This is a genomic window from Pseudomonas mandelii (assembly GCF_002251635.1).
Taxonomy (GTDB): Bacteria; Pseudomonadota; Gammaproteobacteria; order Pseudomonadales; family Pseudomonadaceae; genus Aquipseudomonas; species Aquipseudomonas mandelii_B.
Map to the genome: position 1 here is coordinate 1 of NZ_NMOJ01000063.1, position 24,808 is coordinate 24,808.

Sequence of the window (24,808 nt, forward strand, 5' to 3'; positions counted from 1 at the left end):
ACCCAGGATCACTGACCCATGCTGAAAAAAATCGCCTTCTTTGCCGGCTCCGTACTGTTCGCGGCCAACCTGATGGCCGCAACGCCCGCCGCCAAGGCGCCGCACGTATTGCTGGAAACCACCAACGGCCAGATCGAAATCGAACTGGACCCGGTCAAGGCNCCGATCAGTACCAAGAACTTTCTGGCCTACGTCGACAGCGGTTTCTACACCAACACGATCTTCCACCGGGTAATCCCGGGCTTCATGGTCCAGGGCGGCGGGTTCACCGCGCAGATGTCGCAGAAGGAGACCAAAGCGCCCATCAAGAACGAAGCCAGCAACGGCTTGCATAACGTGCGGGGCACTTTGTCCATGGCGCGCACCAATGACCCGAACTCGGCCACCAGCCAGTTCTTCATCAACGTGGCCGACAATGCGTTCCTCGACCGCCGTGACGGTTATGCCGTGTTCGCCAAAGTCGTCAAAGGCATGGACGTGGTAGACGTCATCGTCAACTCGCAGACCACCACCAAAAGCGGCATGAAAGACGTGCCGGCCGACCCTGTGTTCATCAAGTCAGCCAAAGTCATCGACTAATCTGCACAGGAGTGCTTGAGCGGCGGCCGCTATCCGGCGCCGCTCATACCGTTTAAAGGAGAGCCCGTGCGCGGGCGGAGAACTGATGCTTTATCGCCGTTTCGAGAAACTGATCGACATATTCCGCGACGCTCCGACGGCGGCTCCGCCAGATCGGGTTCTCCCCTTCTATACCTATTATTTGAAGCAGGTCTGGCCGAGTTTCGCCGCCCTGCTGATTGTCGGCCTGTTCGCCTCCTTGATTGAAGTCGCGCTGTTCAACTACCTGAGCCGCATCATCGACCTGGCCCAAGGCACGCCGAACCCGGACTTCTTCCAGGAACACGCACTTGAGCTGACCTGGATGGTGGTGGTGACCCTGGTGCTGCGACCGATTTTCTTCGGTCTGCACGACCTGCTGGTGCACCAGACCATCAACCCCGGCATGACCAGCCTGATTCGCTGGCAAAACCACAGCTACGTGCTCAAGCAGAGCCTAAATTTCTTCCAGAACGATTTCGCCGGGCGCATCGCCCAGCGCATCATGCAGACCGGCAACGCCCTGCGCGATTCCGCCGTGCAAGCGGTGGACGCCCTGTGGCATGTGCTGATCTACGCCATCAGCGCGCTGGTGCTGTTTGCCGAAGCCGACTGGCGCCTGATGATCCCGCTGACGACCTGGATCGCCGGGTTCATCGGCGCGCTTTATTACTTCGTGCCAAGGGTAAAGGACCGCTCGGTGCAATCCTCCGATGCGCGCTCCAAACTCATGGGGCGGATCGTCGACGGCTACACCAACATCACCACCTTGAAGCTGTTTGCCCACACCAACCATGAACAGCAATACGCCAAGGAAGCCATCAAGGAGCAAACCGAAAAAGCCCAACTGGCCGGGCGCGTGGTCACCAGCATGGACGTGNCGATCGCCATCTTGAACGGCCTGCTGATTGTCACCACCACCGGCCTGGCCTTGTGGCTGTGGACGCAGTCACTGATCTCCGTCGGCGCGATTGCCCTGGCCACCGGCCTGGTGATTCGTATCGTCAACATGTCCGGTTGGATCATGTGGGTGGTCAACGGCATCTTCGAAAACATCGGCATGGTCCAGGACGGTTTGCGGACCATCGCCCAACCGGTCAGCATCACCGACCGCGATCAGGCCAAACCGCTGACCGTGCCCCGTGGCGAAGTGCGCTTCGAACAGGTGGATTTCCACTACGGCAAGAAGAGCGGGATCATTGGTGGCCTGAACCTGAACATCAAGGCCGGGGAAAAAATCGGCTTGATCGGCCCGTCCGGTGCAGGCAAATCGACGCTGGTCAACCTGCTGCTGCGCCTGTACGACCTGCAAGGCGGGCGTATCCTGATCGACGGTCAGAACATCGCCGAAGTCGCCCAGGAAAGCCTGCGCGCACAGATCGGCATGATCACCCAGGACACCTCGCTGCTGCACCGCTCGATCCGNGACAACCTGCTTTACGGCAGACCCGATGCCACCGACGCCGAGCTGTGGGAAGCGGTGCACAAGGCGCGCGCCGATGAGTTCATTCCGTTGCTGTCGGACGCCGAAGGCCGTACCGGTTTCGATGCGCATGTGGGTGAGCGCGGGGTGAAACTTTCCGGCGGCCAGCGTCAGCGGATTGCGATTGCTCGCGTGCTGCTCAAGGACGCGCCGATTCTGATCATGGATGAAGCCACTTCAGCGCTGGACTCGGAAGTGGAAGCGGCGATCCAGGAAAGCCTGGAGACCCTGATGCAGGGCAAGACGGTGATTGCAATTGCGCACCGGCTGTCGACCATTGCACGGATGGACAGGCTGGTCGTGCTGGAGAAAGGCAAGATCGCCGAAACCGGCACCCACGCCGAGCTGCTGGCGCAGGGTGGATTGTATGCGCGGCTGTGGCAGCACCAGACGGGCGGGTTTGTCGGTATCGATTGATTGAACTCACCACCAACCCTGTGGGAGCGAGCTTGCTCGCTCCCACAGGGACTATCTACACCCTGATAAAGCAGTCGTAATTTCAGGCAGCCTGGTTTTCTGGGTTTGTCGGTATCGATTGATTGAACTCACCACCAACCCTGTGGGAGCGAGCTTGCTCGCTCCCACAGGGACTATCTACACCCTGATAAACCGCCACAGCCTGCTACCCACAGGCCCTGGCGGTTTTTTCATGGCCGCTGGAAATCCGCAGAAACCCTGCTGTACTCAGCCAAGGTTCTGGAAATGAACCTGTCGTAAACCTGCAGGATGCATCACGCGATACAGTCTCGATAGGTCGCCTATCAAGGACGCTCTCATGTCGCTGTTCAAACGTTCAGTCACTGAGTTGTTAGGTACGTTCTGGCTGGTCTTGGGCGGTTGCGGCAGCGCGGTGCTCGCTGCGTCTTCGCCCCTCGGAATCGGGGTGCTGGGTGTGGCCATCGCGTTCGGTCTCACCGTGTTGACCATGGCATTCGCCATTGGCCATATCTCCGGTTGTCACCTCAACCCAGCCGTCTCCGTCGGCCTGTGCGTCGGCGGTCGGTTTCCGGCGCGGGAGTTGCCCGCGTACATCATCGCCCAGGTGATTGGCGCCATTATCGCCGCCGCGCTGATCTACTACATCGCCAGCGGCAAGGAAGGCTTCGATCTCTCCGCCGGCCTGGCTTCCAACGGCTACGGCGAACATTCCCCGGGCAAGTACTCAATGGCCGCAGGCTTTGTCTGTGAACTGGTGATGACCGCGATGTTCGTACTGATCATCCTCGGCGCCACCGACAAACGTGCGCCCGCCGGGCTTGCACCGATTGCCATCGGGCTGGCCTTGACGCTGATTCACTTGATCTCGATTCCCGTCACCAACACCTCGGTCAACCCGGCCCGCAGCACCGGTCCGGCGTTGATGGTCGGCGGCTGGGCCATCGCGCAATTGTGGATGTTCTGGGTGGCACCGCTGCTGGGCGCGGTGATCGGTGGCGTGACCTATCGCTGGCTCGGCAAGGAAGGCACTTGAGGCCACCGGCGAGGATCATGCTTGCCGATAAGGCAACGCGGTCCTCGCTTCCTCGGCATACGCCAACACCCCCAGACGCTCCTGGTGCAGGAAGTCTTTGACCGCGGCTTTCAGGCCGGGGTGACGCAGGTAATGCCAGGAATGGGTGATCACCGGTTCGAACCCGCGAATCAGCTTGTGTTCGCCCTGGGCGCCGGCGTCAAAACGCTGNAGGCCTGCGGCGATGGCGTAATCCATACCCTGGTAGAAGCAGGTTTCGAAATGCAGGCGGTCGAACTCCGCCAGGCAGCCCCAATAACGTCCGTAAAAGCTGTCGCCACCGATCAGGCTGAATGCCATGGCCACCGGGCGTGACCCTTGTTTGGCCAGCACCACGCGAATCGCCTCGGGCATACGCTCGGCCAGCAGGCTGAAAAATGCACGGGTCAAGTAGGGCGATTGGCGGCGCACCGCGTAGGTGTTGGCGTAGCAGGCGTAGACAAAATCCCACTGCGCTTCGCTCAGTTCATGGCCTTGCAGCCATTCGAAGTCGATGCCCTGCCCCGCCACTTGCTCGCGTTCTTTGCGCATCTGTTTGCGCTTGCGCGAACTCAAAGCGTCAAGGAAGTCCTGAAAGTCCCGATAGCCACGATTCTGCCAGTGGTACTGACAGCCGATCCGCTGCAACCAGCCGGGTTGTTCGGCCAATGCTGCGTCGGTGAAAGGGTCTGTGAAATTGATGTGGGCGCTGGAGAGCCCTTCGATTTCCAGGTAGCCCGGCAGGCTGTTGAGCAGTTCAAAACCGTCCTCGACGTTCCTCGCCAGCAAGCGCGGCCCGCTGACCGGGCTGAACGGCACGGCGGTCAACAGCTTGGGGTAATAGTCNATGCCCGCNCGCTCGCAGGCATCCGCCCANNCGTGATCAAACACGTACTCGCCGTAGGAGTGCCACTTGCGGTAACTGGGCAACGCGGCGATCAGACGCCCTTCTTCGAGGTGCAACAGATGCTCGGGCTGCCAGCCGGAATGGGGGCCGAGGCTGCCGCTGTCTTCCAGTGCACTGAGAAAGGCATGGCGCAGAAACGGCTGATTATCCGGCACCAGAGCATCCCACGTGCGCGGACCAATATCGGACAGGCTTTCCAGACGTTGCAGCGGCATTGACACCCTCTCTACTTCTTCGCGTAACAGCCCGGCGAGTATCGCCTATCGCCCGCCATTAAACATCCGTCAAAGCGCCGACAGGGCTCTGGATCAAAAGTTCAGACCGACTCTGGATCGTCATCGAGACGCCATCACTTTGCCACTGCTCTGTAATAAACCATCGCGATACTGGCGCCAGTTTTTAGAGCGTCGGGTTCTACCCGGCCACTGTTTCCGTCCATCAACGGTCGGTTGTGTCCCGGATGGCTCAGNCATCCCTCCTCACTTTCGGAGATTGATATGCGTCTTGCTTCCACTAAAACTGCGGCGGTCCTGTGTGGCGGTCTGCTGCTGGCCATGAGTGTTCCGGCCAGTGCCGCAGTCGACGCCAAACTGCTCGACATGCTTAAGGCAAACGGCTCGATTACCAACGCGCAATACAGCGAACTGCAAGCCGAGCTGGCCAGGGATCAGAAAGACCAGCAAATCGCCCGTCAGGCTCAGCAAGAGACCAACGAACAGATCGCGGCCACCGCGAAAAAAACCAACGANCTGAGCACCTTCGACCAGAAACTGGCCTGGGCCGCCAAGACCCAATTCAAGGGCGACGTGCGTTTCCGTCAGGAAACCGTCCACAACGATGGCGTTTCCAACAACNGTGACAAGGACCGCCAGCGCATCCGTGCCCGCCTGGGCGCGTACACCGAAGTCAACTCGCAAGTGGACACCGGCATTCGCATTGCCACCGGCAGCAGCGACGACGCGCGGTCCACCAACCAGGACCAGGACAACTACTTCGACAAGAAGTCGATCTGGCTGGACCTGGGNTACATCGACTACCACCCCGACTTCGCCAAAAACCTGCACGTCGTGGGCGGCAAGATGCCACAGCAATGGGTGAGCATGGGCGACGTCATCTGGGATAGCGACATCAGCCCGGAAGGTCTGTCCCTGTCTTACAAATACCCACTGGGCGCCAGCACCGAGCTGTTCGGTAGCGCCGGTCACTACACCCTCAAGGACAACGTCGACGGCGACGGTGTGCAGTTCAAACACGACTTGCGTCTGTACGCTGGCCAGTTGGGTGCGCGCTTCGCTATCACCGACAACCTGAAATTCACCTTGGGTGGCAGCGTCTACGGCTACGACAACGACGACGACATCACCCCGGTTGCCGGCGTCATCCCAGGCCAACTGGCCATCAACGGCAACAGCCCGAACGAACAGTTCAAACTGTACGAAGGCTTCGGTCAGCTCGACATCGGCGGCCTGCCACTGCCGCTCTCGCTGTACGGTCAGTACGTCAACAACAAAGATGCCAGCAACGATCAGGACTCTGCTTGGCTAGCCGGTATCAAGACCAAGATTTATGGCTTCGCCGTGGACTACAACTATCGCGACGTACAGCGTAACGCCGTGGTCGGTGCCTTCACCGACTCCGACTTCGCCAACGGTTTCACCGGTTCGCGCGGCAGCAAGTTGAAAGTGAGCTACGAGCTGGACAAGAACTTCAACCTCGGCGCGACGTACTTCATGGCTAACTCGGACTACACCAACGCCACGCTCAAGGACTCGGACATCAACACCCTGCAACTGGATGCCGAAGCCAAGTTCTAAACACCGCGCAACACGCCTCGGGCTATGGAATGCCCGAGGCGCTTTCAGCCTGGCGTGGGTGAATCGATCCCCATCATCCGTTCGATTCATCCACGCCAGTCTGCTTCTCTTCCCGGCTTTTACCGGTCAGGGAACATCCTTGAGACGTTCAGCGGCCAGACGCTCGGCGATCTTGTCCACATCCGGCACCGCTTCTTCCGGCATCGCACGCAGCGTCGCCTGCATCAAACGCATCTGACGAATGAACCGCCGGCAATTGGGGCAGAACATCAAATGATGCCGCACCAGCAACTTCTCCCGAAAGCTCAACTGGCCATCGAGATAATCACTGGAACGTGCCACTTGCTCCTTACAGGTCAACATTCGCCCGTTTCCTCAAAATGCTCCACCGTGGCGAAGACTTTAAGCCGTGCTCGATGCAACAGCACACGAACATTGGAGAGCGAGAGNNCCAGAAGATTACAGATCTCTTCCAGTTCCAGGCCCTGACGCTCGCGCAACAGCAAGACGCTGCTTTGCAGTTCCGACAGGTTGAGCAACGTGTGTTCGAGGCATTCGCGCAATTCGCTTTCGGTGAGCAACGCCTCCGGGGTGTCCTGATGCCAGGCGAACGGTGCCACCAGCCAGTGGCCATCAGCGGACGAAAAACGATCATCATCGATGGTGCCATGGGGCGATGGAAGGTCATCAAGCAGCACCTCGCGACGGTTCTGCTTGTAACGGCCCTTCGCCGCATTGGCGGTGATGGTCAGCAACCAGGTCTTGAGGCTCGAACGCGCCTCGAACTTGCTCAGATTACGCACGGCAGACAGCCACGCGTCCTGCACCACCTCATCAGCATGCCGGCTGCCGACGATCGCATAAGCCACAGCACGCATCGGGCTCTGGTAAGTGCTGACCAACTCTTTGAAGGCTTGTTGTTCGCCTGCCAGCAATCGTTGCAGCAGTTGCGCGTCGTCAGCCGCCATTCACAAACCCCTTGTCCTGACTTCGAAAAATGAGTCAGCAGGGCATCGCCGTCGGCAACGTCCTGCTGTCATTTCCGAAAGTTACAGCGTCCCGACTGTTTCGGCTGTAGGAAAAGCCACCGCAAATCAGAAGAAAGAACGACAGCCGTTAATCTCAACGCTTGCGCAAAATCACGCTACCAATCGAGTAACCCGCGCCGAACGAGCTGAGCACGGCCAGGGAACCGGCGGCCAGATCGTCCTGATGTTTGTGAAACGAAATCACCGAACCGGCCGAACTGGTGTTGGCGTAGGTGTCGAGAATCACCGGCGCCTCTTCCACCGAGGCTTCACGGCCCAGCAGTTTTTTTACGATCAGGTGGTTCATGCTCAGGTTGGCCTGGTGCAGCCAGAACCGCTTCACGTCGGAGACATTCAACTGGTTTTCTTCAAGGTGCACAGCGATCAGTTCGGCGACCATCGGGCAGACATCTCGGAAGACTTTGCGGCCTTCCTGCACGAACAGTTTGTCNNTNGCGCCGATACCCTCTTCCGCCGCGCGGTTGAGAAAGCCAAAGTTGTTGCGGATGTTGTTGGAGAACTTGGTCAGCAGCTTGGTGCTCACCACGTCGAACTGATGCTCGGAGGTCGCCAGGTCGGCGCGCTCGAGGATCACCGCAGTGGCCGCATCACCAAAGATGAAGTGGCTGTCGCGGTCGCGGAAATTCAGGTGACCGGTGCAGACTTCCGGATTGACCATCAGGATCGCCCGCGCCTGGCCCAGCTGGATGCTGTTGGCGGCGTTCTGGATACCGAAGGTGGCCGAGGAGCAGGCCACGTTCATGTCAAAACCAAACCCCGCGATGCCCAGGGCTTCCTGGACTTCGATGGCGATGGCCGGATAAGCGCGTTGCAGGTTGGAGCAGGCAACGATTACGCCGTCGATGTCGGCGGCGGTCTTGCCGGCACGCTGCAAGGCCTGTTCGGCCGCGCCGATGGCCATTTGGCAAAGCACCGACCATTCGTCGTTGGAACGCTCAGGCAGACGCGGCGCCATGCGTTGCGGGTCGAGGATACCGTCCTTGTCCATGACAAAACGGCTCTTGATGCCGGAAGCTTTTTCGATAAACGCAGCGCTGGATTCGGTCAACGCTTCGACTTCGCCACGGGCGATGGCGTCGGCGTTATCGGCGTTGAATTGCGCGACGTAAGCGTTGAAAGACTGCACCAGCTCTTCGTTGGAGATGCTGTTGGCCGGGGTGTACAGGCCAGTGCCGCTGATGACGACGTTATGCACGGTCGTTTCTCTAATCTGTTCAGGCAGAAAGCGTTGGCACCGACGTACCAACACACAAAGGGTCTGTTTCCGTCACGGGAAGCACACCTGGCATCGCTTTATTCCGATCCGCCCGAACCGTGAGAGGCTCAAAACCGCGGGGCCGGCGTTTATAGGCGCGAAGTTTGCCATAAACATTGGGTTTTGGCGCCATTTTGCGAGTCAAGCGGCCTTGCGATTCTGGTAATGATGATCGCGGATGAGGCCCTGTAGGAGCCGGCTTGCTGGCNCTGTAGGAGCCGGCTTGCTGGCGATGGCGATTTCAAAGACGCCATCGCCAGCAAGCCGGCTCCTACAAGGGGTCGTGCTATGGCTCTACCTGGGTCCATTGCTTGTTCAGGCGCTTGTCGGAGATCGGCACTTTGGTCCCCAGTTGCTGGGCGAACAGCGAAACCCGGTATTCCTCCAGCCACCAGCGATAGAGCTCCAGNTGGGGGTCGCGCTTGCCTTCCTGGGCGTGTTTGTTGGCGCGGGTCTGGTATTGGGTCCAGAGACCGGACAATTCGCCACTCCAGACCCGATCCCTCTGCACCTGAGCACCGATCTTCTCGAAGCGTTGCTCGACGGCCTTCAGGTAACGCGGCAATTCCTTGAGCCACTGCATCGGTGTTTCCCGGACAAACCCGGGATACACCAGATGACTGAGCTGCTGCTTGATGTCGTTCAAGGCCACGGCTTGCGCCAGATCAATCTTGCCCTTGAAGCGTTTCTGCAGGCCGTGCCAGTGCTTGAGAATCTCCAGCGTCAACTTGGCCAGGCGTTCGGCGTGCTCGGTCCAGCCACCGCGCTTGCGCTCGGCCAACGAGGCCAGCCCGGCGCCATCCCGCGGCAACGGGTCTTCGCCCTCGAGAATGCAGNTGTCGAGGCTGGCCAGCANAATGTCTTCCACCAGCGCATCAATGCGCCCCAGTTCACGGTACATCAGCCCCAACTCGGTCAGCCCCGGCAGCTTGCCGCGCAGGAACTTCGCCGGCTCGGCCAATTGCTGCATCAGTAGGCGTTGCAAGGCGCGGCGGTGCTGGAACTCGGCTTCGGCGGCCGTCGAAAAGCGCCCTTCCTTGACCGTACCGCTCTCTTCCACCAGCGCCGGATACACCGTCATCGACAACCCGGCGATCTTCTGCTGGGTTTTCTCGGCGACGGCGGCGAACACCTTGGCTTCCACCGGCTGCTGGCTTTTCGCGGTTTGCGGCACGGCCAAGGCAGCCTGGCTGGCCTCGGCAAAGCGTGCAGTCAGCTCGGCCAAGTCGCGGCCTTCGCCGAGGAACTTGCCCTGGCCATCGACCACTTCCAGGTTCATCTTCAGGTGATTGTCGACCTGCTGCGAAGCTTCCGCCCACGCCTCATCACTGACCCGCGCGCCCGTCATGCGCAGCAGCTCGCGGCCCAACGCGTGCGGCAACGAGCCCTCGGCGAAGGTCATGCGCTGCAACGCGGCTTTGACGAAGTCCGGCACTGGCACAAAGTTTTTGCGCAGCGCCTTGGGCAAGTTGCGCACCAGCGCGATGCACTTGGCTTCGATCACCCCCGGCACCAGCCAGTCCAGGCGCTCCGGCGGCAGCGCCGGCAGCAGCGGCGCCGGCACGCGCAGGGTCACACCGTCGCGCGGGTGGTTGGGTTCAAAGTGATAGCTCAGGGCCAGTTCCAGATCGCCGATGTGCAAGGTGTCCGGGTAATGCAGTGCGGTGACTTCGCTGGCCTCACGGGCCAGCACGTCTTCTTCGCGCATGATCAGCAGCTGCGGGTCTTTCTGACTGTTGACCTTGTACCAGCTGTCGAAGGTGGCCGTCTGGTGGATCTCCGCCGGCAGCCGCGCGTCGTAGAANGCGAACAGGGTTTCTTCGTCAGCGAGAATGTCGCGACGCCGGGCCTTGGCTTCCAGTTCGTCGAGTTGTTCCAGCAGTTGCTGGTTCGCCGTCAGGCACTTGGCCCGGGATTGAATCTCGCCCCGCACCAGACCTTCGCGGATAAACAGCTCGCGCGACACCACCGGGTCAATCGGCCCGTAATGCACCGGCCGGCGACCGACCACGATCAGCCCGAACAGGGTGATCTGCTCAAACGCCACGACCTGGCCGCGCTTCTTCTCCCAGTGCGGTTCGAAGTGGTTTTTCTTGATCAGGTGCCCGGCCAGGGGCTCGATCCAGTCCGCATCAATTTTCGCCACCATGCGCGCATACAGCTTGGTGGTTTCCACCAGTTCAGCGGTCATCAGCCATTGCGGGCGTTTTTTGCCGATGCCCGAGGACGGGTGAATCCAGAAGCGCCGCTGACGCGCGCCGAGGTAATCGCCGTCTTCGGTCTTCTGGCCAATTTGGCTGAACAGACCGGACAGCACGGCTTTGTGCAGTTTCGGGTAATCCGCCGGCTCTTTGTTAACGGTCAGCTGCATATCGCGGCAAATCAGGCTGAGCTGGCGATGAGAATCGCGCCACTCGCGCAGCCGCAGGTAATTCAGGAAGTTCTTGCGGCACCAGTTACGCAACGGGCTGGCGGTGAGTGCCTGGCGCTGTTCTTCAAAACCACGCCACAGGTTAACCAAACCGGCGAAGTCGGAATCCACATCCTTCCACTGTGCGTGGGCCTGATCGGCAGCTTGCTGACGCTCGGGCGGGCGCTCGCGCGGGTCCTGGATCGACATCGCACTGGCGACAATCAACACTTCCTGCAAGCTGCCGAGTTTCGCCGCTTCCAGCAGCATGCGGCCCATGCGCGGGTCCACCGGCAGGCGCGCCAACTGGCGACCCAGCGGCGTCAGTTGGCTGTTACGGTCTACCGCCGAGAGTTCTTGCAGCAGGTTGAAACCGTCGCTGATGGCCTTGCCATCCGGCGGCTCGATAAACGGGAAGTCGGTGATTTCGCCGAGGCGCAGGTGCAGCATCTGCAGGATGACGGCAGCGAGGTTGGTNCGCAGAATTTCCGGATCGGTAAATTCCGGGCGACCGATAAAGTCNTCTTCGCTGTACAAGCGGATGCAGATGCCCGGCTCTACACGGCCACACCGGCCTTTACGCTGGTTGGCGCTGGCCTGGGAAATCGCTTCGATCGGCAGGCGCTGCACTTTGGCGCGATAGCTGTAGCGACTGATACGCGCGGTGCCGCTGTCGATCACATAACGAATGCCCGGCACGGTCAGCGAGGTTTCCGCCACGTTGGTCGCCAGCACTACACGCCGACCCGGGTGGGACTGGAAAATACGCTGCTGTTCGGCCGGTGACAGCCGCGCATACAGCGGCAGAATTTCGGTGTGTTTGAGCTGGGCCTTGCGCAGCATGTCGGCGGCGTCGCGAATCTCGCGCTCACCCGGCAAAAACACCAACACATCACCGGGGCTGCGCCGTTCGCTGCGCTCATAGGCGGCAATTTCATCAAGGGTGGCGAGGATTGCCTGGTCAACGGTCAAATCGTCCTCGACACGGTTGCCCTCCTCGTCCTGCTCCAGGGTCAGCGGGCGATACCAGGTGTCCACCGGGAAAGTGCGGCCCGAGACTTCGACAATCGGCGCATCGTCGAAGTGCTTGGAAAAGCGCTCCAGGTCGATGGTCGCCGAGGTGATGATGACTTTGAGGTCCGGACGACGCGGCAGCAGGGTTTTCAGGTAGCCGAGCAGGAAGTCGATGTTCAGGCTGCGCTCGTGGGCTTCGTCGACGATGATCGTGTCGTAGCGTTCCAGGTAGCGGTCGTTCTGGGTTTCGGCCAGCAAAATACCGTCGGTCATCAGCTTGATCAGGGTGTTGGAGTCACTCTGGTCTTCGAAGCGCACCTGATAGCCAACCAGCGCGCCCAGCGGCGTCGCCAGTTCTTCAGCGACACGGCTGGCGACGCTGCGCGCCGCAATTCGGCGCGGCTGGGTATGGCCGATTAAACCGTACTGGCCCCGACCGATTTCCAGGCAGATCTTCGGCAACTGGGTGGTCTTACCCGAGCCGGTCTCGCCCGCNATGATCAGCACCTGATGCTTGAGGAGTGCCTCTTTGATCTCGTCGCGCTTGGCGGCAATCGGCAGGCTGTCGTCATAACGAATCACCGGCAGGCTGGCACGCCGCGCCGTCACCTGGGCGCAGGACGCCTGCATGCGCGTAACCCATTGCGCCAGCTTCTCCTCATCGGGTTTCTTGCGCAGCTCGAGCAACTGGCGCCGCAAGCGGTGGCGGTCGGCGAGCATGGCGTGATCGAGGTTTTTCAGCAGTTTGTCGATGGAAGGCGATTCGTCAGTCATCAGGTACGCAAAAGTCGTCTAGTGGCGCAGGGGGGCGATTGTCGCAGATTTGGGCGCGCGGCGACGAACTCAACCTGCCTTTGTGGCGAGGGAGCTTGCTCCCGCCCGGCTGCGCAGCAGTCGTAATCCGGTCATCGCGGTGTATCTGAAACACGACGGTGGATGGTTTTGGGGTCGCTTCGCGACCCAGCGGGAGCAAGCTCCCTCGCCACAGGGGTGTTCACTCAGGGGGTTATTCGTTATCGAGGCCTTTGCGGCGATAAGGGAACACGTCGATGATTTTGCCGGCGCGAATGGCCTCCTGGAGGCTTTTCCAATAATCGGCGTTGTACAACTCGCCATGCAGCTCATTGAACAGCTTGCGCTGGCCGGAATCGGCAAACAGGAACGGCGGAAACTCCTCGGGAAACACATCCAGCGGCCCGATCGAATACCACGGCTCGGAGGCCATCTCGTCTTCCGGTGTACGCGGTTGCGGGATGTGGCGGAAGTTGGCTTCGGTCAGGAAGCAGATCTCGTCATAGTCATAAAACACCACCCGACCGTGCCGGGTGACGCCGAAGTTCTTCAACAGCATGTCGCCGGGGAATATGTTCGCCGCCGCCAGTTGCTTGATGGCCAGGCCATAGTCCTCAAGGGCTTCGCGCACCTGGGCGGCGTTGGCGTTGTCGAGGTAAAGGTTGAGCGGGGTCATGCGCCGTTCGGTCCAGCAGTGGCGGATCAGCACGGTGTCGTCTTCCACCGACACCGTGGACGCGGCCACCTCCAGCAGCTCTTCCAGGCACGCCGGGTCGAACTTGCTCAACGGGAAGCGAAAATCGGCGAACTCCTGGGTATCGGCCATGCGCCCGACGCGGTCGACGCTTTTCACCAACCGGTATTTTTCGATCACCGTGGCGCGGTCGACGTTTTTCGACGGCGAGAAACGGTCCTTGATGATCTTGAACACGGTGTTGAAGCCCGGCAGCGTAAACACACTCATGACCATGCCGCGCACGCCGGGTGCCATGATGAATTGATCATCGGTGGTGGCCAGGTGGTTGATCAGCGCGCGGTAGAACTCCGACTTGCCATGCTTGTAGAACCCGATGGAGGTGTACAACTCGGCGATGTGCTTGCCGGGCAGGATGCGCTTGAGAAAGCCGATGAATTCCGCCGGCACCGGCACGTCGACCATGAAATAGGAACGGGTGAAAGAGAAGATGATCGACACATCGGCTTCGTCCGTGATCAGCGCGTCGATCTGGATGCCGCGCCCTTCGCGGTGCAGCAGGGGAATAACCAGCGGCCATTGTTCGTCGCGGGTATAGATGCGCCCTACGAGGTAGGCGCCTTTATTACGGTAGAGCACCGAGGAAAACAGCTCGACGTTGAGGTCCGGGTCTTTGCATACCCAGTCCGGCAGGTTCTCGCGCAGTTGGGCTTCGAGCCGGCGCAAGTCGGCCGCCAGGTCCGCGTAATCCTCGCTGAAGCTGTAATCGGCAAAAATGCTCGCGAGCATGCCGGACAACTGGCCCTGGGGCTTATAGGTTCGGGTTTGCGCGGCGCGGGCCCGGCGCAGGCTGGGCCGGGTGGTGTGGATGAACATGCAGCCATCACTGATCAGGTCATGGCTGAACAGGCCGCAGAAGATCGAGTTGTACCAGGTCTCGGACAACTCATCGTCGAAACGCAGGTCGATCAGCGTGATGTAAGCGCTTTTGACCAGCGGCCAGCAGCTGACGTCCAGCGTGTCGCTGTCAAACGCGATGCGCAGCCGTTCCACCGTTTCGCTGACTTTTTCTTCGTACAGATTGATCCGCGCAGCCGAGGCGACCTGCGCCTCCTGCCACTTGGCCTGCTCGAAGCGGGCCCGGGCGCCGTCGGTGATCTGACGGAAATGCTCGCGGTAATCGTCAAAGCCATCGAGGATCATTCGGGCGATGTCGGCGGCTGGCCATTGCTGCGGCATGGGTGAGACCTCTGCGGGAATTCGTGAGCCCTGAGCTTAGCCAGTGAACCGGGTGCAGGAGAAGCGTAATTTTCGGCTCGAGTTAAATGCTCGTTTTTCGGTTGCCATGGATAAGGCGCTCGGCAACACTCTCGCCCCCATCAAGGAAGGAGTGCACCGTGAGTCCTGTCGATATTTTCCGATTGCTGTCGCTGGCCGCGATCTGGGGCGCGAGCTTTCTGTTCATGCGCATCATCGCCCCCGTGATTGGCACAATCCCCACGGCCTTTTTTCGTGTGTCGATTGCCGCCGTCGGCTTGCTGGTGATTCTCGGCCTGATGCGCATCAGCTGGGACTTTAAAGGCAAATTCAAGACCGTCCTGCTGCTGGGGGTGATCAACTCCGGGATTCCCGCGACCATGTACTCGGTGGCNGCCCAGGTGCTGCCGGCCGGTTACTCGGCGATTTTCAACGCCACCACGCCGCTGATGGGCGTGTTGATCGGCGGCCTGTTCTTCCATGAAAAACTCACCGCAGCCAAGCTTGGCGGGGTGTTCCTCGGGTTATTGGGCGTGGGCGTCCTGACCCGCGCCGGGCCGGTGGCGTTCGACATGGAATTGCTGATGGGCGCCGTTGCCTGCCTGCTCGCCACCACCTGTTATGGCTTTGCCGGGTTCCTGGCGCGCCGCTGGCTTGACCACGCGGGCGGTCTCGACAGCCGTCTTTCGGCGCTGGGCAGCATGCTCGGGGCGACGCTGTTCCTGTTGCCGTTGTTCGGCTACAGCGTGATCAGCCAGCCACCGGCAAGCTGGGGCGGCTGGAATGTCTGGTTGTCGTTACTTGGGTTGGGGCTGATGTGTACCGCGCTGGCGTACATTATTTACTTCCGCCTGCTCAGCTCGATCGGGCCGGTGAGGTCGATGACCACGACCTTCCTGATCCCGCCGTTCGGGGTGTTGTGGGGAGCGCTGTTGCTGGATGAGCCGTTGTCGATGGCGCATATCTACGGCGGGGTGTTGATTGCGGCGGCGTTGTGGCTGGTGTTGAAGCCTTCGGTGGTGAAGGCTGCGGCGGTGACTGCCAAGTAATTTGTTGAGGCTGATGCCGCCATCGCGGGCAAGCCCGCTCCCACAGGATTNTGTGTTCACAGANTNTGCCCTGTGGGAGCGGGCTTGCCCGCGATGGCGGCAGCCCAGGCACTACAAAGCTGACTGACTCACCTCCCCATCCACCAACCGCCGAATCCCCAGTGGATTGGCGTTCTGCAACGCCTCGGGCAACAACGCATCCGGGTAATTCTGGAAGCACACCGGCCGCAGGAACCGGTCAATCGCCAAGGTGCCAACCGATGTGCCGCGCGAATCAGACGTCGCCGGATACGGCCCGCCATGCACCATCGCCTCACACACCTCGACCCCGGTCGGGTAGCCATTGAGCAAGATCCGTCCGACCTTTTCCTGCAACGACTCCGCCAACCAGCGGTACTCCAGCAATTCGTCCGCCTCGCCAATCAACGTCGCCGTCAATTGCCCGCGCAGACCGTGCAACGCCGCCGTCAGCTGCGCCCGGTCCTCAACCTCGATGACGATGGTGGTCGGTCCGAACACCTCTTCCTGAAGCAACTCATCGCCCTTGAGCAACAGGCTGACATCCGCCTTGAACACCTGTGGTTGCGCCTGATTGCCCTGTTGCGGCTTGCCCGCCAGGTGCGTCAGCCCCGGATGTTCATGCAACGCCCCAAGGCCGAGGCTGTAACTGACCAGCGCGCCGGCATTGAGCATGGTCTGGGCCGGTTGCTGGTTCATGCTGGCGCAAAACGTTTCCAGGAACAGGCTGAACTGTGGCGAGCGCAGACCGATGACCAGGCCCGGATTGGTGCAGAACTGCCCGCAGCCCAGGGTCACCGAACCGGCCAGTTGCGCAGCGATTTGCTCGCCACGCACCTTGATGGCTTCGGGCAGCAGGAACACCGGATTGATGCTCGACATTTCGGCAAACACCGGGATCGGTTGCGGCCGCGTTGCGGCCATGTGGCTCAGGGCATTGCCGCCCTTGAGCGAACCGGTGAAGCCCACGGCCTGAATCGCCGGGTGCTTGACCAGCCATTCGCCGACACCCCCACCGTAGATCATGTTGAATACGCCCGTCGGCATTTCGGTGCGTTCGGCGGCGCGAATGATCGCGTCGGCGACCCACTCGGCCGTCGCCATGTGCCCGCTGTGCGCCTTGAACACCACCGGGCAACCGGCGGCCAGCGCCGAAGCGGTATCGCCACCGGCGGTTGAAAACGCCAACGGAAAGTTACTGGCACCGAACACGGCGACAGGCCCCAAGGCAATGCGGTACTGACGCAGGTCTGGACGCGGCAACGGCTGGCGATCCGGCAGTGCCCGATCAATGCGCGCGCCGTAGAAATCGCCGCGACGCAGGACCTTGGCAAACAAACGCATCTGGCCGCTGGTGCGCCCGCGCTCACCCTGGATACGCCCGGCCGGCAACGCAGTTTCGCGGCACACAGTGGCCACGAAGTCATCGCCCAGGGCATCGATTTCATCAGCGATGGCATCGAGGAATAGCGCACGTTTTTCCGCGCTGAGGTTGCGGTAGACCGGGTACGCGGCCGCCGCAGCGTTGGCGGCCGAATCCACTTCCGTTTCAGTGGCCTGGAAAAAACGGCCCGGCAGTGCTTCGCCCGTCGTGGCATCGAGGCTTTGCAGTTGCTGCGTACCGTTGGCGCTGCGCCGGCCGCCGATGTAGTTGTGTCCGAGAAATAGGCTCATGTGGATTCCTTGATCAACCGGCAAGCCGGCTCCTACAGGGGGTCAGAGTGTGCGCACCTGGCCGATGGCCAACGGCTGGGCACTTTCGCCGATGCCGTTTTCCAGGGGCGCGCCGAACTCATCGAGGCTGATCTGGAAGCGATCCCCTGGCTGGGTTTTCACCCCGTCGGCAAACGACAACGTTGCGGTGCCGAAGTAGTGCACGTGAACGTCGCCGGGGCGCAAAAACTGCGCGTATTTGAAGTGGTGGAATTCGAGGTTGGCGAGGCTGTGGCACATGTTGTCTTCGCCGCTGAGAAACTCCTTTTCCCAAATCGTTTCGCCGTTGCGCTTGATCCGACTGGTGCCTGCAAGATGCCTGGGCAATTCACCGACACGCAGCTCCGGACCGTAGGCGCAGAAACGCAGTTTCGAATGGGCGAGATACAGGTAATTGCGCCGCTCCATCACATGGTCGGAGAACTCGTTGCCCAAGGCATAACCGACGCGGTAAGGCTGGCCGTCGTCGCCGATCACGTAGAGGCCGCCGATCTCCGGCTCTTCGCCGGCATCTTCGGCAAACGGCGGCACCGGGAATGCTGCGCCCGGGCGCACGACGATGCTGCCGTCACCTTTGTAGAACCATTCCGGTTGCGCGCCGACCTGCCCGGCCGCCGGTTTCCCACCCTCCAGACCCCACTTGAAGATGCGCATGGTGTCGGTCATGCCGGCTTCAACCGCGCCCTCCTGCTGGTGCATTTTGTCCCGTGCCGAGGCGCTGCCCAAGTGGGTCAGGCCGGTGCCGCTGATCAGGCAATGGGCCGGGTCTTCGTGGTCCAGCGGCGGCAGGACTTTGCCCTGCTGCAACAGTTTTGAGTAATCCGGTCCCGGTTCGGTGCCGCGCTGGGCGACTTCTTCTTGCAGGCTGCGTTGGGCGCGGATTGCCGCGAGGGCCAGTTCACGGGTGCTGCGGGTGCCTTGCAGCACCTGGACCTGCGAGCCCTCGACGAGACCTACCTGGCGTTCACCGGCAGTGTTTTCAAATTGAATCAGGCGCATGACGGCCCTCCAGAAATTCGTGATTTGTGGCGAGGGGGTCACTCGATGATGTTGAAGTCGCTCAAGTACTCATCGGAGATTTCCAGGCCCAGGCCGGGCTTGTCATCGTCGAGCTGGATGTAGCCGTTGACCGGTTGCGGCTCGCCCTTGAACACGTAGTAGAAGAGTTCGTTGCCGACCTCGACGTCGAACACCGGGAAGAACTCGGCCATTGGCGAGGCGGTGGTGGACATGGTCAGGTGGTAGTTGTGCATCTGCCCGGCGTGCGGGATCACCGGCACCGACCAGGCCTCGGCCAGGGCGTTGATCTTGCGCGCGGCGGTGATGCCGCCGACGCGGTTGGTGTCGTACTGGATCACGTCGACGGCGCGACGTTCCAGCAGGTCCTTGAAGCCGTAGGAGGTGAACTCATGCTCGCCGCCGGAGATCGGCATGATCCCCATTTTTTTCAGCTCGATGTAGCCTTCGATGTCGTCGGCGATCACCGGTTCTTCGAGCCAGCGCGGTTCGAACTCGGCGAGTTTGGGCAACATACGGCGGGCGTATTCCAGGGTCCAGCCCATGTAGCATTCGAGCATGATGTCGATGTCAGGGCCGGCCAGATTACGCAGGGCGCGCACTTGCTCAATGTTCTTGCGCATGCCCGCCGGGCCGTCTTTCGGGCCATAGCCGAAACGCATTTTCAGCGCGGTGAAACCCTGGTTCAGATAACCCTGGGCCTCTTCGAGGAACAGGTCGAGGTTGTCGTTGGCGTAGAGCTTGGAGGCGTAGGTCCAGATCTTTTCCTTGGTCCGGCCGCCGAGCAGTTTGAACACGGGCTTGTTAACGGCTTTACCCATGATGTCCCAGATCGCGATGTCGATCGCCGAGATCGCCGCCATGCCGATGCCTTTGCGGCCCCAGGCGTGGCTCTGGCGGTACATCTTCTGCCAGATGTATTCGTTGTCGAACGGGTCTTCGCCAATCGCAATCGGCGCCAGGTAGGTGTCGATGATTTCCTTGGCCACACGCGGCGCCAGGGCGCAGTTACCGATGCCGACGAGGCCGGTATCGGTCTCGACTTCTACCACCAGCCAACCGTGGAAACGAAACGAGCCCATGGCGTCGCCGCGCTCGAACAGGATGTCGCTGGCGTTGGTGCAGAAGTGTGCTTGAGGCGGAACGACTTTGCCTTTCCACTCAAAAACGCGGGTACGGATGGCTTTGATTTTCATGAATACAGTTCCTTGCGCTGCCGGTTTTTTGTAGTTGTCGGGTCGCTGCGCAGAGCCGCTCGGGTGGCGGGTTCCGGCATTCGATGAAGCGACTTTAGCCAGCGCTCGGGGGGTGCGGATAATCACTTATGCGTATCCGGCGATAACCTGCGGTGATAGGAAAAAGCGGATATTGGTTAGATCGGGTTATCAGCCACACAAAAAAACAAATGTGGGAGCGAGCCTGCTCGCGATGGCGTCAGGCCAGGCACTTCTAGTGACTGTCAGACCGCTATCGCGAGCAGGCTCGCTCCCACAGGGGATTTATGCAGTTTTAGGAATTGGATCAGTAGCTGTTGACGCCCATCCGGCAGGCGATTTCGAATGCCTGGCGAATTGCGCCGACGTTTGCCTTGCCCTGCCCCGCGATGTCGAAGGCGGTGCCGTGGGCCGGTGTGGTGATGGGGATCGGCAAGCCGCCCTGCACCGTCACCCCACGGGAGAAGCCCATCAACTTGATCGCGATCTGCCCCTGGTCGTGATACATCGTCACCACGGCGTCAAAGGCACTGGCATCGCCTTGGACCTTGAGGAAAATCGTGTCCGCGGGGTATGGACCTTCGGCCGCAATCCCCAGCGTCTGGGCCGAGCGAACCGCCGGGCCGATGATGTCCAGTTCTTCGCGTCCGAACGAGCCGTTGTCGCCGTTGTGCGGGTTCAGCCCACACACACCGATGCGCGGTTTTTCCAAGCCGTTGCGCTTGAGCGCGGTGTCGATCAGCTGGATCGCTTCCACCACCCGCGTCTGGCTGAGCATGCCCGGCACTTCCGCCAACGCCACGTGGGACGTCACGCGGGAGGTCCAGAGGTTGTCGAGCACGTTGAATTCGCAGAACGGCCCGTGGAAACCCAGCAACTCGGCGAACCAGTGCAACTCATCGCTGTGGGCCATGCCGGCCATGTGCAGCGAGGTCTTGTTCAACGGCCCGAACAGCACCGCGTCAGTGGTCCCGGCCTCGGTCAGGCGCAGGGCTTTTTCCAGGGTGTCGAGGCTGTAGCGACCGCCGATGACACTGGCTTCACTGCGTGGAAACTCACCAAGGGTGTCGCCACGAAAGTCATAGAACAGCGGCGTGTCATCACGAAATTCCAACTGATCCAGCGACTCGACGCGACGGTAAGGAAACTCCGTCCCGGCGATGCGCATGCCGCGACGCATTTCGGCCTCGTCGGCAATCAAAATCACGTTGGCCTGGCTGCGCACTTGAGGCTCCGCAAGCAGGCGTGCGATCAGTTCCGGGCCGATGCCTGCCGGGTCACCCAGCACCATCGCGATGGTTGTCTTGTTCATGCTTCACTCCTCAAGGATTCAGGCCATTGGCGGTCAATGGCGCAAGGCTCGCAGCGATAGACTCTCTGCGCGTTGCTGTAGAACAGTCGCTCCTGATCGGCGCTCGGCAGATCAGCAACGATGGATTTGAAACCGCTGTAGATGTCGTCGAACGAGCCGCACAAGCTGTCCACCGGAAAGTTACTGGCGAACATCGCCCGGTCAGTGCCGAACATGGCGATCACTTCACGCACGATCCAGGCGTTGTCCTTGGCGCGCCATGCCTGGCCCCTCTGGCCAAGGCCGGAAATCTTCACCTGCACATTTGGCCAATTAGCCAGGCGCGCCATCGCCAGGCGCCAACCGGCCAGGCCCTCGGCGCTGCGGTCATTGGGCAACCCGGCGTGGTTGAGAATCAGCGTAGTGCCGGGAAAGTCCCGGGCCAACCGTTCAGCCTCGTGCAGGTTCCACCAGGGCGTCTGCAAATCGAAGTGCAGCCCCAGCCCTTCAAGCGCAGCAAAACTGCGTCGCCAGTGTTCGTCGCTCATCAGGCTGCGTACATGGCCAACCTGCGCCGGTGAAGTCGCTCCGCCCGGTTTGTGGCGCACGCTGCGCACGCATTTGAAGCTCGCTTGTTCGGTCAGTACCGCGAGGGCGTCCGGGTGATCGAGCCAGGCCTGCGCCACGACCGCATTGGGTACGCCGTAACGGGCCGTCAGACTCTCGATAAAAACGGTTTCGCCGATCGGGTCTTGCGGGTCCCATTCGGTCTCGACGTACACCGTTTGCACCACGCAGTGCGGGCCGGCGTCAGCGAAATAGTCCTCAGGAAAATAGCGCCGCTTGATCGCGCTGTAATCGCCGTAGCGAAACGGGATGTTGGCTTCGGGCGCCAGCCACGGATGGTCATTGATCGCCGGGTCCCAGAAGTGATGATGGGCATCGATGATCGGTCCGTTCCATGTTTTGTCAGATAAGCGTTCACCCATGGCGCACCTCGTCGAGACTGATGAACAACGTCGCCAGCACAAAGACTGCCGAGCACACGGCAAAGAACCCCAGCACCGGCGCAAAACCTCCGGTCATTTGCACAATGATCCCCACCAGGATCGGCACCGCGATACCGCCGGTGCTGCCGGCCATGTTCATCACGCCGCCGATCAACCCGACCCGTGCCGGTGCCGCCAGCAACGCCGGGAAGCTCCAGTAGAGGCTGCCCCACATCAGGAAAAATGCGGTCATGGCCAACAACGCCACGGCTGCAAAAGGATTGCTCAGGGTCGGCAACAACAGGAAGGCGCCGAGGGCGACCAGACCGGAAAACGCCAGCAGGCTCTTGACCGCCACGCCACGGCTCACACCCTTGCGGATCAGCCCGTCGCAGAGGAAACCACCGGTCAGCGAACCCAACGCGCCGCACACGAAGATCACGAAAGTCGCCGCGCCGATGCCTTTGATATCAAAGCCGCGAGCCTGCGCCAGATAACTCGGACCCCAGGTCAGCAAACCGAAATACACCATCGCCCAACTGGCACGGCCGATCAGCAAGCCGCTCAGGGAGCGGGCCGCGATGCCCAGGCCTTTGACCGGCACACGGGCGGCTTCGGCAGCGGGCGTCGCACGCCCGGCGTTGATTTTCTCCAGCTCTTCGGCATTCACTTGCGGGTGAGTGGCCGGGTCATCGCGCAGATAACGCCGGGCCAGCCAGGCCAACACCAGGGTTGCGATCCCGGCAATCACGAAGGCCAGGCGCCACGAATCCAGGGATGCAATCAGATAGGCAATGATCAACCCGCCCAGCGCAACGCCCAATGGGCTGCCGCTGTCCATCAACACCGCGCCGCGACTGCGCTCGCTCGGCGCCAGCCACAGGGAAATCAGCTTGCCGCCGGACGGAAACAACGGCGCCTCGGCGGCACCGAGTGCAACCCGGGCGAACAACAATGACAAGCCGCCGGTGGCAAACGCCGCGAGTACTTGAAAGGTGCCCCACAATCCCGTGGACCAACTGATGACCCGATGCGGGCCGAAGCGGTCGATCAGCCAGCCGCCGGGAATCTGCAACAGTGCATACGCCCAGAAGAAGCTGCTGAGGATCAGCCCTTGCATGCTTGGCGACAGGGAAAATTCATGGGCAATGGTCGGCATGGCGATCGACAGCGAGACCCGGTCGATCAGGTTGACCATGGTCAGCGCGAAGACGATCGCAAAGATCCGCCAGCGCACGCTGCTGGCTTTGGTGACGCCGGTCATTGGTGTGGCCGTTGGCTGGACACCTGCGCCGGGCAGATTCAGGGAAGCACTGGGACGAGCCATGGTGCGTACCTCTTTTATTATTTTTGTGAAGTGCAGTCTGCCGCGTTTTCACGGCATTGGTGAGTACTATCGAAGCCTCAGTGATAACCGTCTAATCAATCATTGAGATACGGCGATAGCCTCGGGTTATGGCATACCCCGCTTTCAGGGGGCTTTCACCGCAGGCCGTCTCTACTGACTTTCCTCCCAAACGGCTCTGGCGCAAAGCTTCCAGCGATCACCCCGGATTTGCCCGTCGCGACCTATAACCACAGGCTATCGGTGTATGTTTTGTTTTGACTAGACGCCGAAGCGGAGGCTTCCCACACTCAGGCCAGGCTTGCAGCTTCTGAGCACCGACAAGTCATTCATAACAATTACAAAAAACGAGGCCCTTCCATGCGAAATGCATTCGTCCATCGCACATCCCGTCTGGTTCTTGGCTGCACGCTGATCGCCGCCGGCGCCCTCCCCGCGCTCGCCAACGCTGCCTGGCAGCCGGACAAGAATGTCGAAATCGTCGTTGCCGGCGGCCCTGGTGGCGGTACTGACCAACTCGGTCGGCTGATCCAGTCGATCATCACCACGCACAAGTTCCTCGACGTCAATACCATCGTCCTCAACAAGGGCGGCGGCAACGGCGCCGAAGCCTTCCTCGACCTGAAAATGAACAAGGGCGATCCGGAAAAACTGGTGATCGGCACCAACAACATCTACCTGTTGCCGCTGGTGTCCAAGCTTGGCTATCAATGGCAGGAGCTGACCCCGGTCGCGGCCGTCGCCGAGGACGACTTCATTCTCTGGAGTTACAAAGACGCGCCGTGGAAAGACGCCAAAGGCTTCTATGCAGCGGTCAAGGCTGACCCGTCGAATCTGCGCATGGGCGGCAGCCAGTCCAAAGATGTCGACCAGACCCTGACCCTGCTGCTGAACCAGACCAACAACAGCAAACTGGTGTACATCCCGTTCAAGAGCGGCAGCGAAGCCGCGACCCAACTGGCCGGCAAACACATCGCTGCGAACGTCAACAATCCCAGCGAAAGCATCAGCCAATGGCGTGGCGACCAGGTCGAGCCGCTCTGTGTGTTCAGTAAAGAGCGCATGAGCTATACCGAGAAAGTCGCCGGCGATAAATCCTGGGCCGATGTCCCTACCTGCCACGAAGAAGGCCTGGGCATCGATCAGTACCGCTTCCCGCGCACCGTGTTCATGCCCGGCGAAGTCACCGCCGAACAGCGGGCGTTCTATGTCGAACTGATGCGCAAAGTCACCGAGACCCCAGAGTTCAAGGCCTACGTGAAGCAGAACGCGCTGGTGCCGACCTTCCTCGAAGGCGAGCCGCTGACCGCCTACATTGAGAAAGACACCGCCCGCGTCACGCCGGTGTTCAAAGAAGCCGGCTGGCTGAAAAACTGAGTTGTTCACGGCCGAGCGCGTGCGCACGGCCGTC

18 protein-coding genes are annotated in these 24,808 nt (G+C 60.8%); 6 read left to right on the plus strand and 12 right to left on the minus strand.

Annotation, left to right across the window (positions count from 1 at the left end; all coding sequences use genetic code 11):
• Nucleotides 1-18 precede the first annotated feature (18 nt).
• From B7L09_RS09385 to aqpZ, 3 genes are all read left to right on the plus strand, one after another.
• Nucleotides 19-579, plus strand: coding sequence for a peptidylprolyl isomerase (locus tag B7L09_RS09385; RefSeq protein ID WP_094468595.1), 561 nt, complete (start codon nucleotides 19-21; stop codon nucleotides 577-579).
• An 85-nt stretch (nucleotides 580-664) separates the two neighbouring features.
• On the plus strand, nucleotides 665-2,497 hold the full coding sequence (locus B7L09_RS09390; RefSeq protein ID WP_094468596.1) for an ABC transporter ATP-binding protein: 1,833 nt from the start codon (nucleotides 665-667) through the stop codon (nucleotides 2,495-2,497).
• Nucleotides 2,498-2,855: 358 nt separating this feature from the next.
• Nucleotides 2,856-3,551 carry an aquaporin Z gene (gene aqpZ / locus B7L09_RS09395; RefSeq protein ID WP_010462058.1) on the plus strand — a complete coding sequence of 232 codons (696 nt, stop codon included), beginning with the start codon at nucleotides 2,856-2,858 and terminating at the stop codon, nucleotides 3,549-3,551.
• A 15-nt stretch (nucleotides 3,552-3,566) separates the two neighbouring features.
• Here aqpZ and B7L09_RS09400 read toward each other — a convergent pair whose 3' ends face one another.
• Nucleotides 3,567-4,691 (minus strand): GNAT family N-acetyltransferase, encoded by a 1,125-nt coding sequence (locus B7L09_RS09400; protein ID WP_094468597.1) that lies wholly within the window; start codon nucleotides 4,689-4,691, stop codon nucleotides 3,567-3,569.
• Nucleotides 4,692-4,973: 282 nt separating this feature from the next.
• Here B7L09_RS09400 and B7L09_RS09405 point away from each other — a divergent pair, with 282 nt between their 5' ends.
• Nucleotides 4,974-6,290, plus strand: a complete 1,317-nt coding sequence (locus tag B7L09_RS09405; protein WP_094468598.1) for a putative porin — start codon at nucleotides 4,974-4,976, stop codon at nucleotides 6,288-6,290.
• Nucleotides 6,291-6,416: 126 nt separating this feature from the next.
• Here the strand turns inward: B7L09_RS09405 and B7L09_RS09410 are convergent, their stop codons facing one another.
• From B7L09_RS09410 to aceK, 5 genes are all read right to left on the minus strand, one after another.
• Nucleotides 6,417-6,653, minus strand: a complete 237-nt coding sequence (locus tag B7L09_RS09410; protein ID WP_094468599.1) for an anti-sigma factor family protein — start codon at nucleotides 6,651-6,653, stop codon at nucleotides 6,417-6,419.
• The gene (locus B7L09_RS09415; protein ID WP_094468600.1) at nucleotides 6,647-7,258 is read right to left on the minus strand and encodes an RNA polymerase sigma factor; all 612 of its coding nucleotides are present in this window, start codon (nucleotides 7,256-7,258) and stop codon (nucleotides 6,647-6,649) included. The genes B7L09_RS09410 and B7L09_RS09415 overlap by 7 nt, the downstream gene beginning before the upstream one ends.
• 154 nt (nucleotides 7,259-7,412) lie before the next feature.
• Nucleotides 7,413-8,534: a beta-ketoacyl-ACP synthase III gene (locus B7L09_RS09420; protein WP_094468601.1), complete on the minus strand. Its 1,122-nt coding sequence runs from the start codon at nucleotides 8,532-8,534 to the stop codon at nucleotides 7,413-7,415.
• A 346-nt stretch (nucleotides 8,535-8,880) separates the two neighbouring features.
• The gene (gene hrpA / locus B7L09_RS09425; protein WP_094468602.1) at nucleotides 8,881-12,792 is read right to left on the minus strand and encodes an ATP-dependent RNA helicase HrpA; all 3,912 of its coding nucleotides are present in this window, start codon (nucleotides 12,790-12,792) and stop codon (nucleotides 8,881-8,883) included.
• Nucleotides 12,793-13,024: 232 nt separating this feature from the next.
• A complete protein-coding gene (gene aceK, locus B7L09_RS09430; protein WP_094468603.1) occupies nucleotides 13,025-14,743 on the minus strand; it encodes a bifunctional isocitrate dehydrogenase kinase/phosphatase in 1,719 nt (572 codons plus the stop codon).
• Nucleotides 14,744-14,901: 158 nt separating this feature from the next.
• Here aceK and B7L09_RS09435 point away from each other — a divergent pair, with 158 nt between their 5' ends.
• Entirely contained in the window at nucleotides 14,902-15,810 is a 909-nt protein-coding gene (locus tag B7L09_RS09435; protein WP_094468604.1) for a DMT family transporter, read from the plus strand.
• Nucleotides 15,811-15,921: 111 nt separating this feature from the next.
• Here the strand turns inward: B7L09_RS09435 and B7L09_RS09440 are convergent, their stop codons facing one another.
• From B7L09_RS09440 to B7L09_RS09465, 6 genes are all read right to left on the minus strand, one after another.
• The gene (locus B7L09_RS09440) at nucleotides 15,922-17,502 is read right to left on the minus strand and encodes an aldehyde dehydrogenase (NADP(+)) (protein ID WP_094468605.1); all 1,581 of its coding nucleotides are present in this window, start codon (nucleotides 17,500-17,502) and stop codon (nucleotides 15,922-15,924) included.
• Nucleotides 17,503-17,544: 42 nt separating this feature from the next.
• Nucleotides 17,545-18,540 carry an AraD1 family protein gene (gene araD1, locus B7L09_RS09445; RefSeq protein ID WP_094468606.1) on the minus strand — a complete coding sequence of 332 codons (996 nt, stop codon included), beginning with the start codon at nucleotides 18,538-18,540 and terminating at the stop codon, nucleotides 17,545-17,547.
• A 38-nt stretch (nucleotides 18,541-18,578) separates the two neighbouring features.
• Nucleotides 18,579-19,754, minus strand: a complete 1,176-nt coding sequence (locus B7L09_RS09450) for an L-rhamnonate dehydratase (protein ID WP_094468607.1) — start codon at nucleotides 19,752-19,754, stop codon at nucleotides 18,579-18,581.
• 325 nt (nucleotides 19,755-20,079) lie between these two features.
• On the minus strand, nucleotides 20,080-21,084 hold the full coding sequence (locus B7L09_RS09455; RefSeq protein WP_094468608.1) for a 4-hydroxythreonine-4-phosphate dehydrogenase PdxA: 1,005 nt from the start codon (nucleotides 21,082-21,084) through the stop codon (nucleotides 20,080-20,082).
• Complete coding sequence (locus tag B7L09_RS09460) at nucleotides 21,081-22,052, minus strand: amidohydrolase family protein (protein WP_094468609.1); 972 nt, start codon at nucleotides 22,050-22,052, stop codon at nucleotides 21,081-21,083. The genes B7L09_RS09455 and B7L09_RS09460 overlap by 4 nt, the downstream gene beginning before the upstream one ends.
• A complete protein-coding gene (locus tag B7L09_RS09465) occupies nucleotides 22,045-23,316 on the minus strand; it encodes an MFS transporter (protein WP_255141787.1) in 1,272 nt (423 codons plus the stop codon). The genes B7L09_RS09460 and B7L09_RS09465 overlap by 8 nt, the downstream gene beginning before the upstream one ends.
• Before the next feature lie 441 nt (nucleotides 23,317-23,757).
• Here B7L09_RS09465 and B7L09_RS09470 point away from each other — a divergent pair, with 441 nt between their 5' ends.
• Nucleotides 23,758-24,774: a Bug family tripartite tricarboxylate transporter substrate binding protein gene (locus B7L09_RS09470; protein WP_094468611.1), complete on the plus strand. Its 1,017-nt coding sequence runs from the start codon at nucleotides 23,758-23,760 to the stop codon at nucleotides 24,772-24,774.
• Nucleotides 24,775-24,808: the final 34 nt, after the last annotated feature.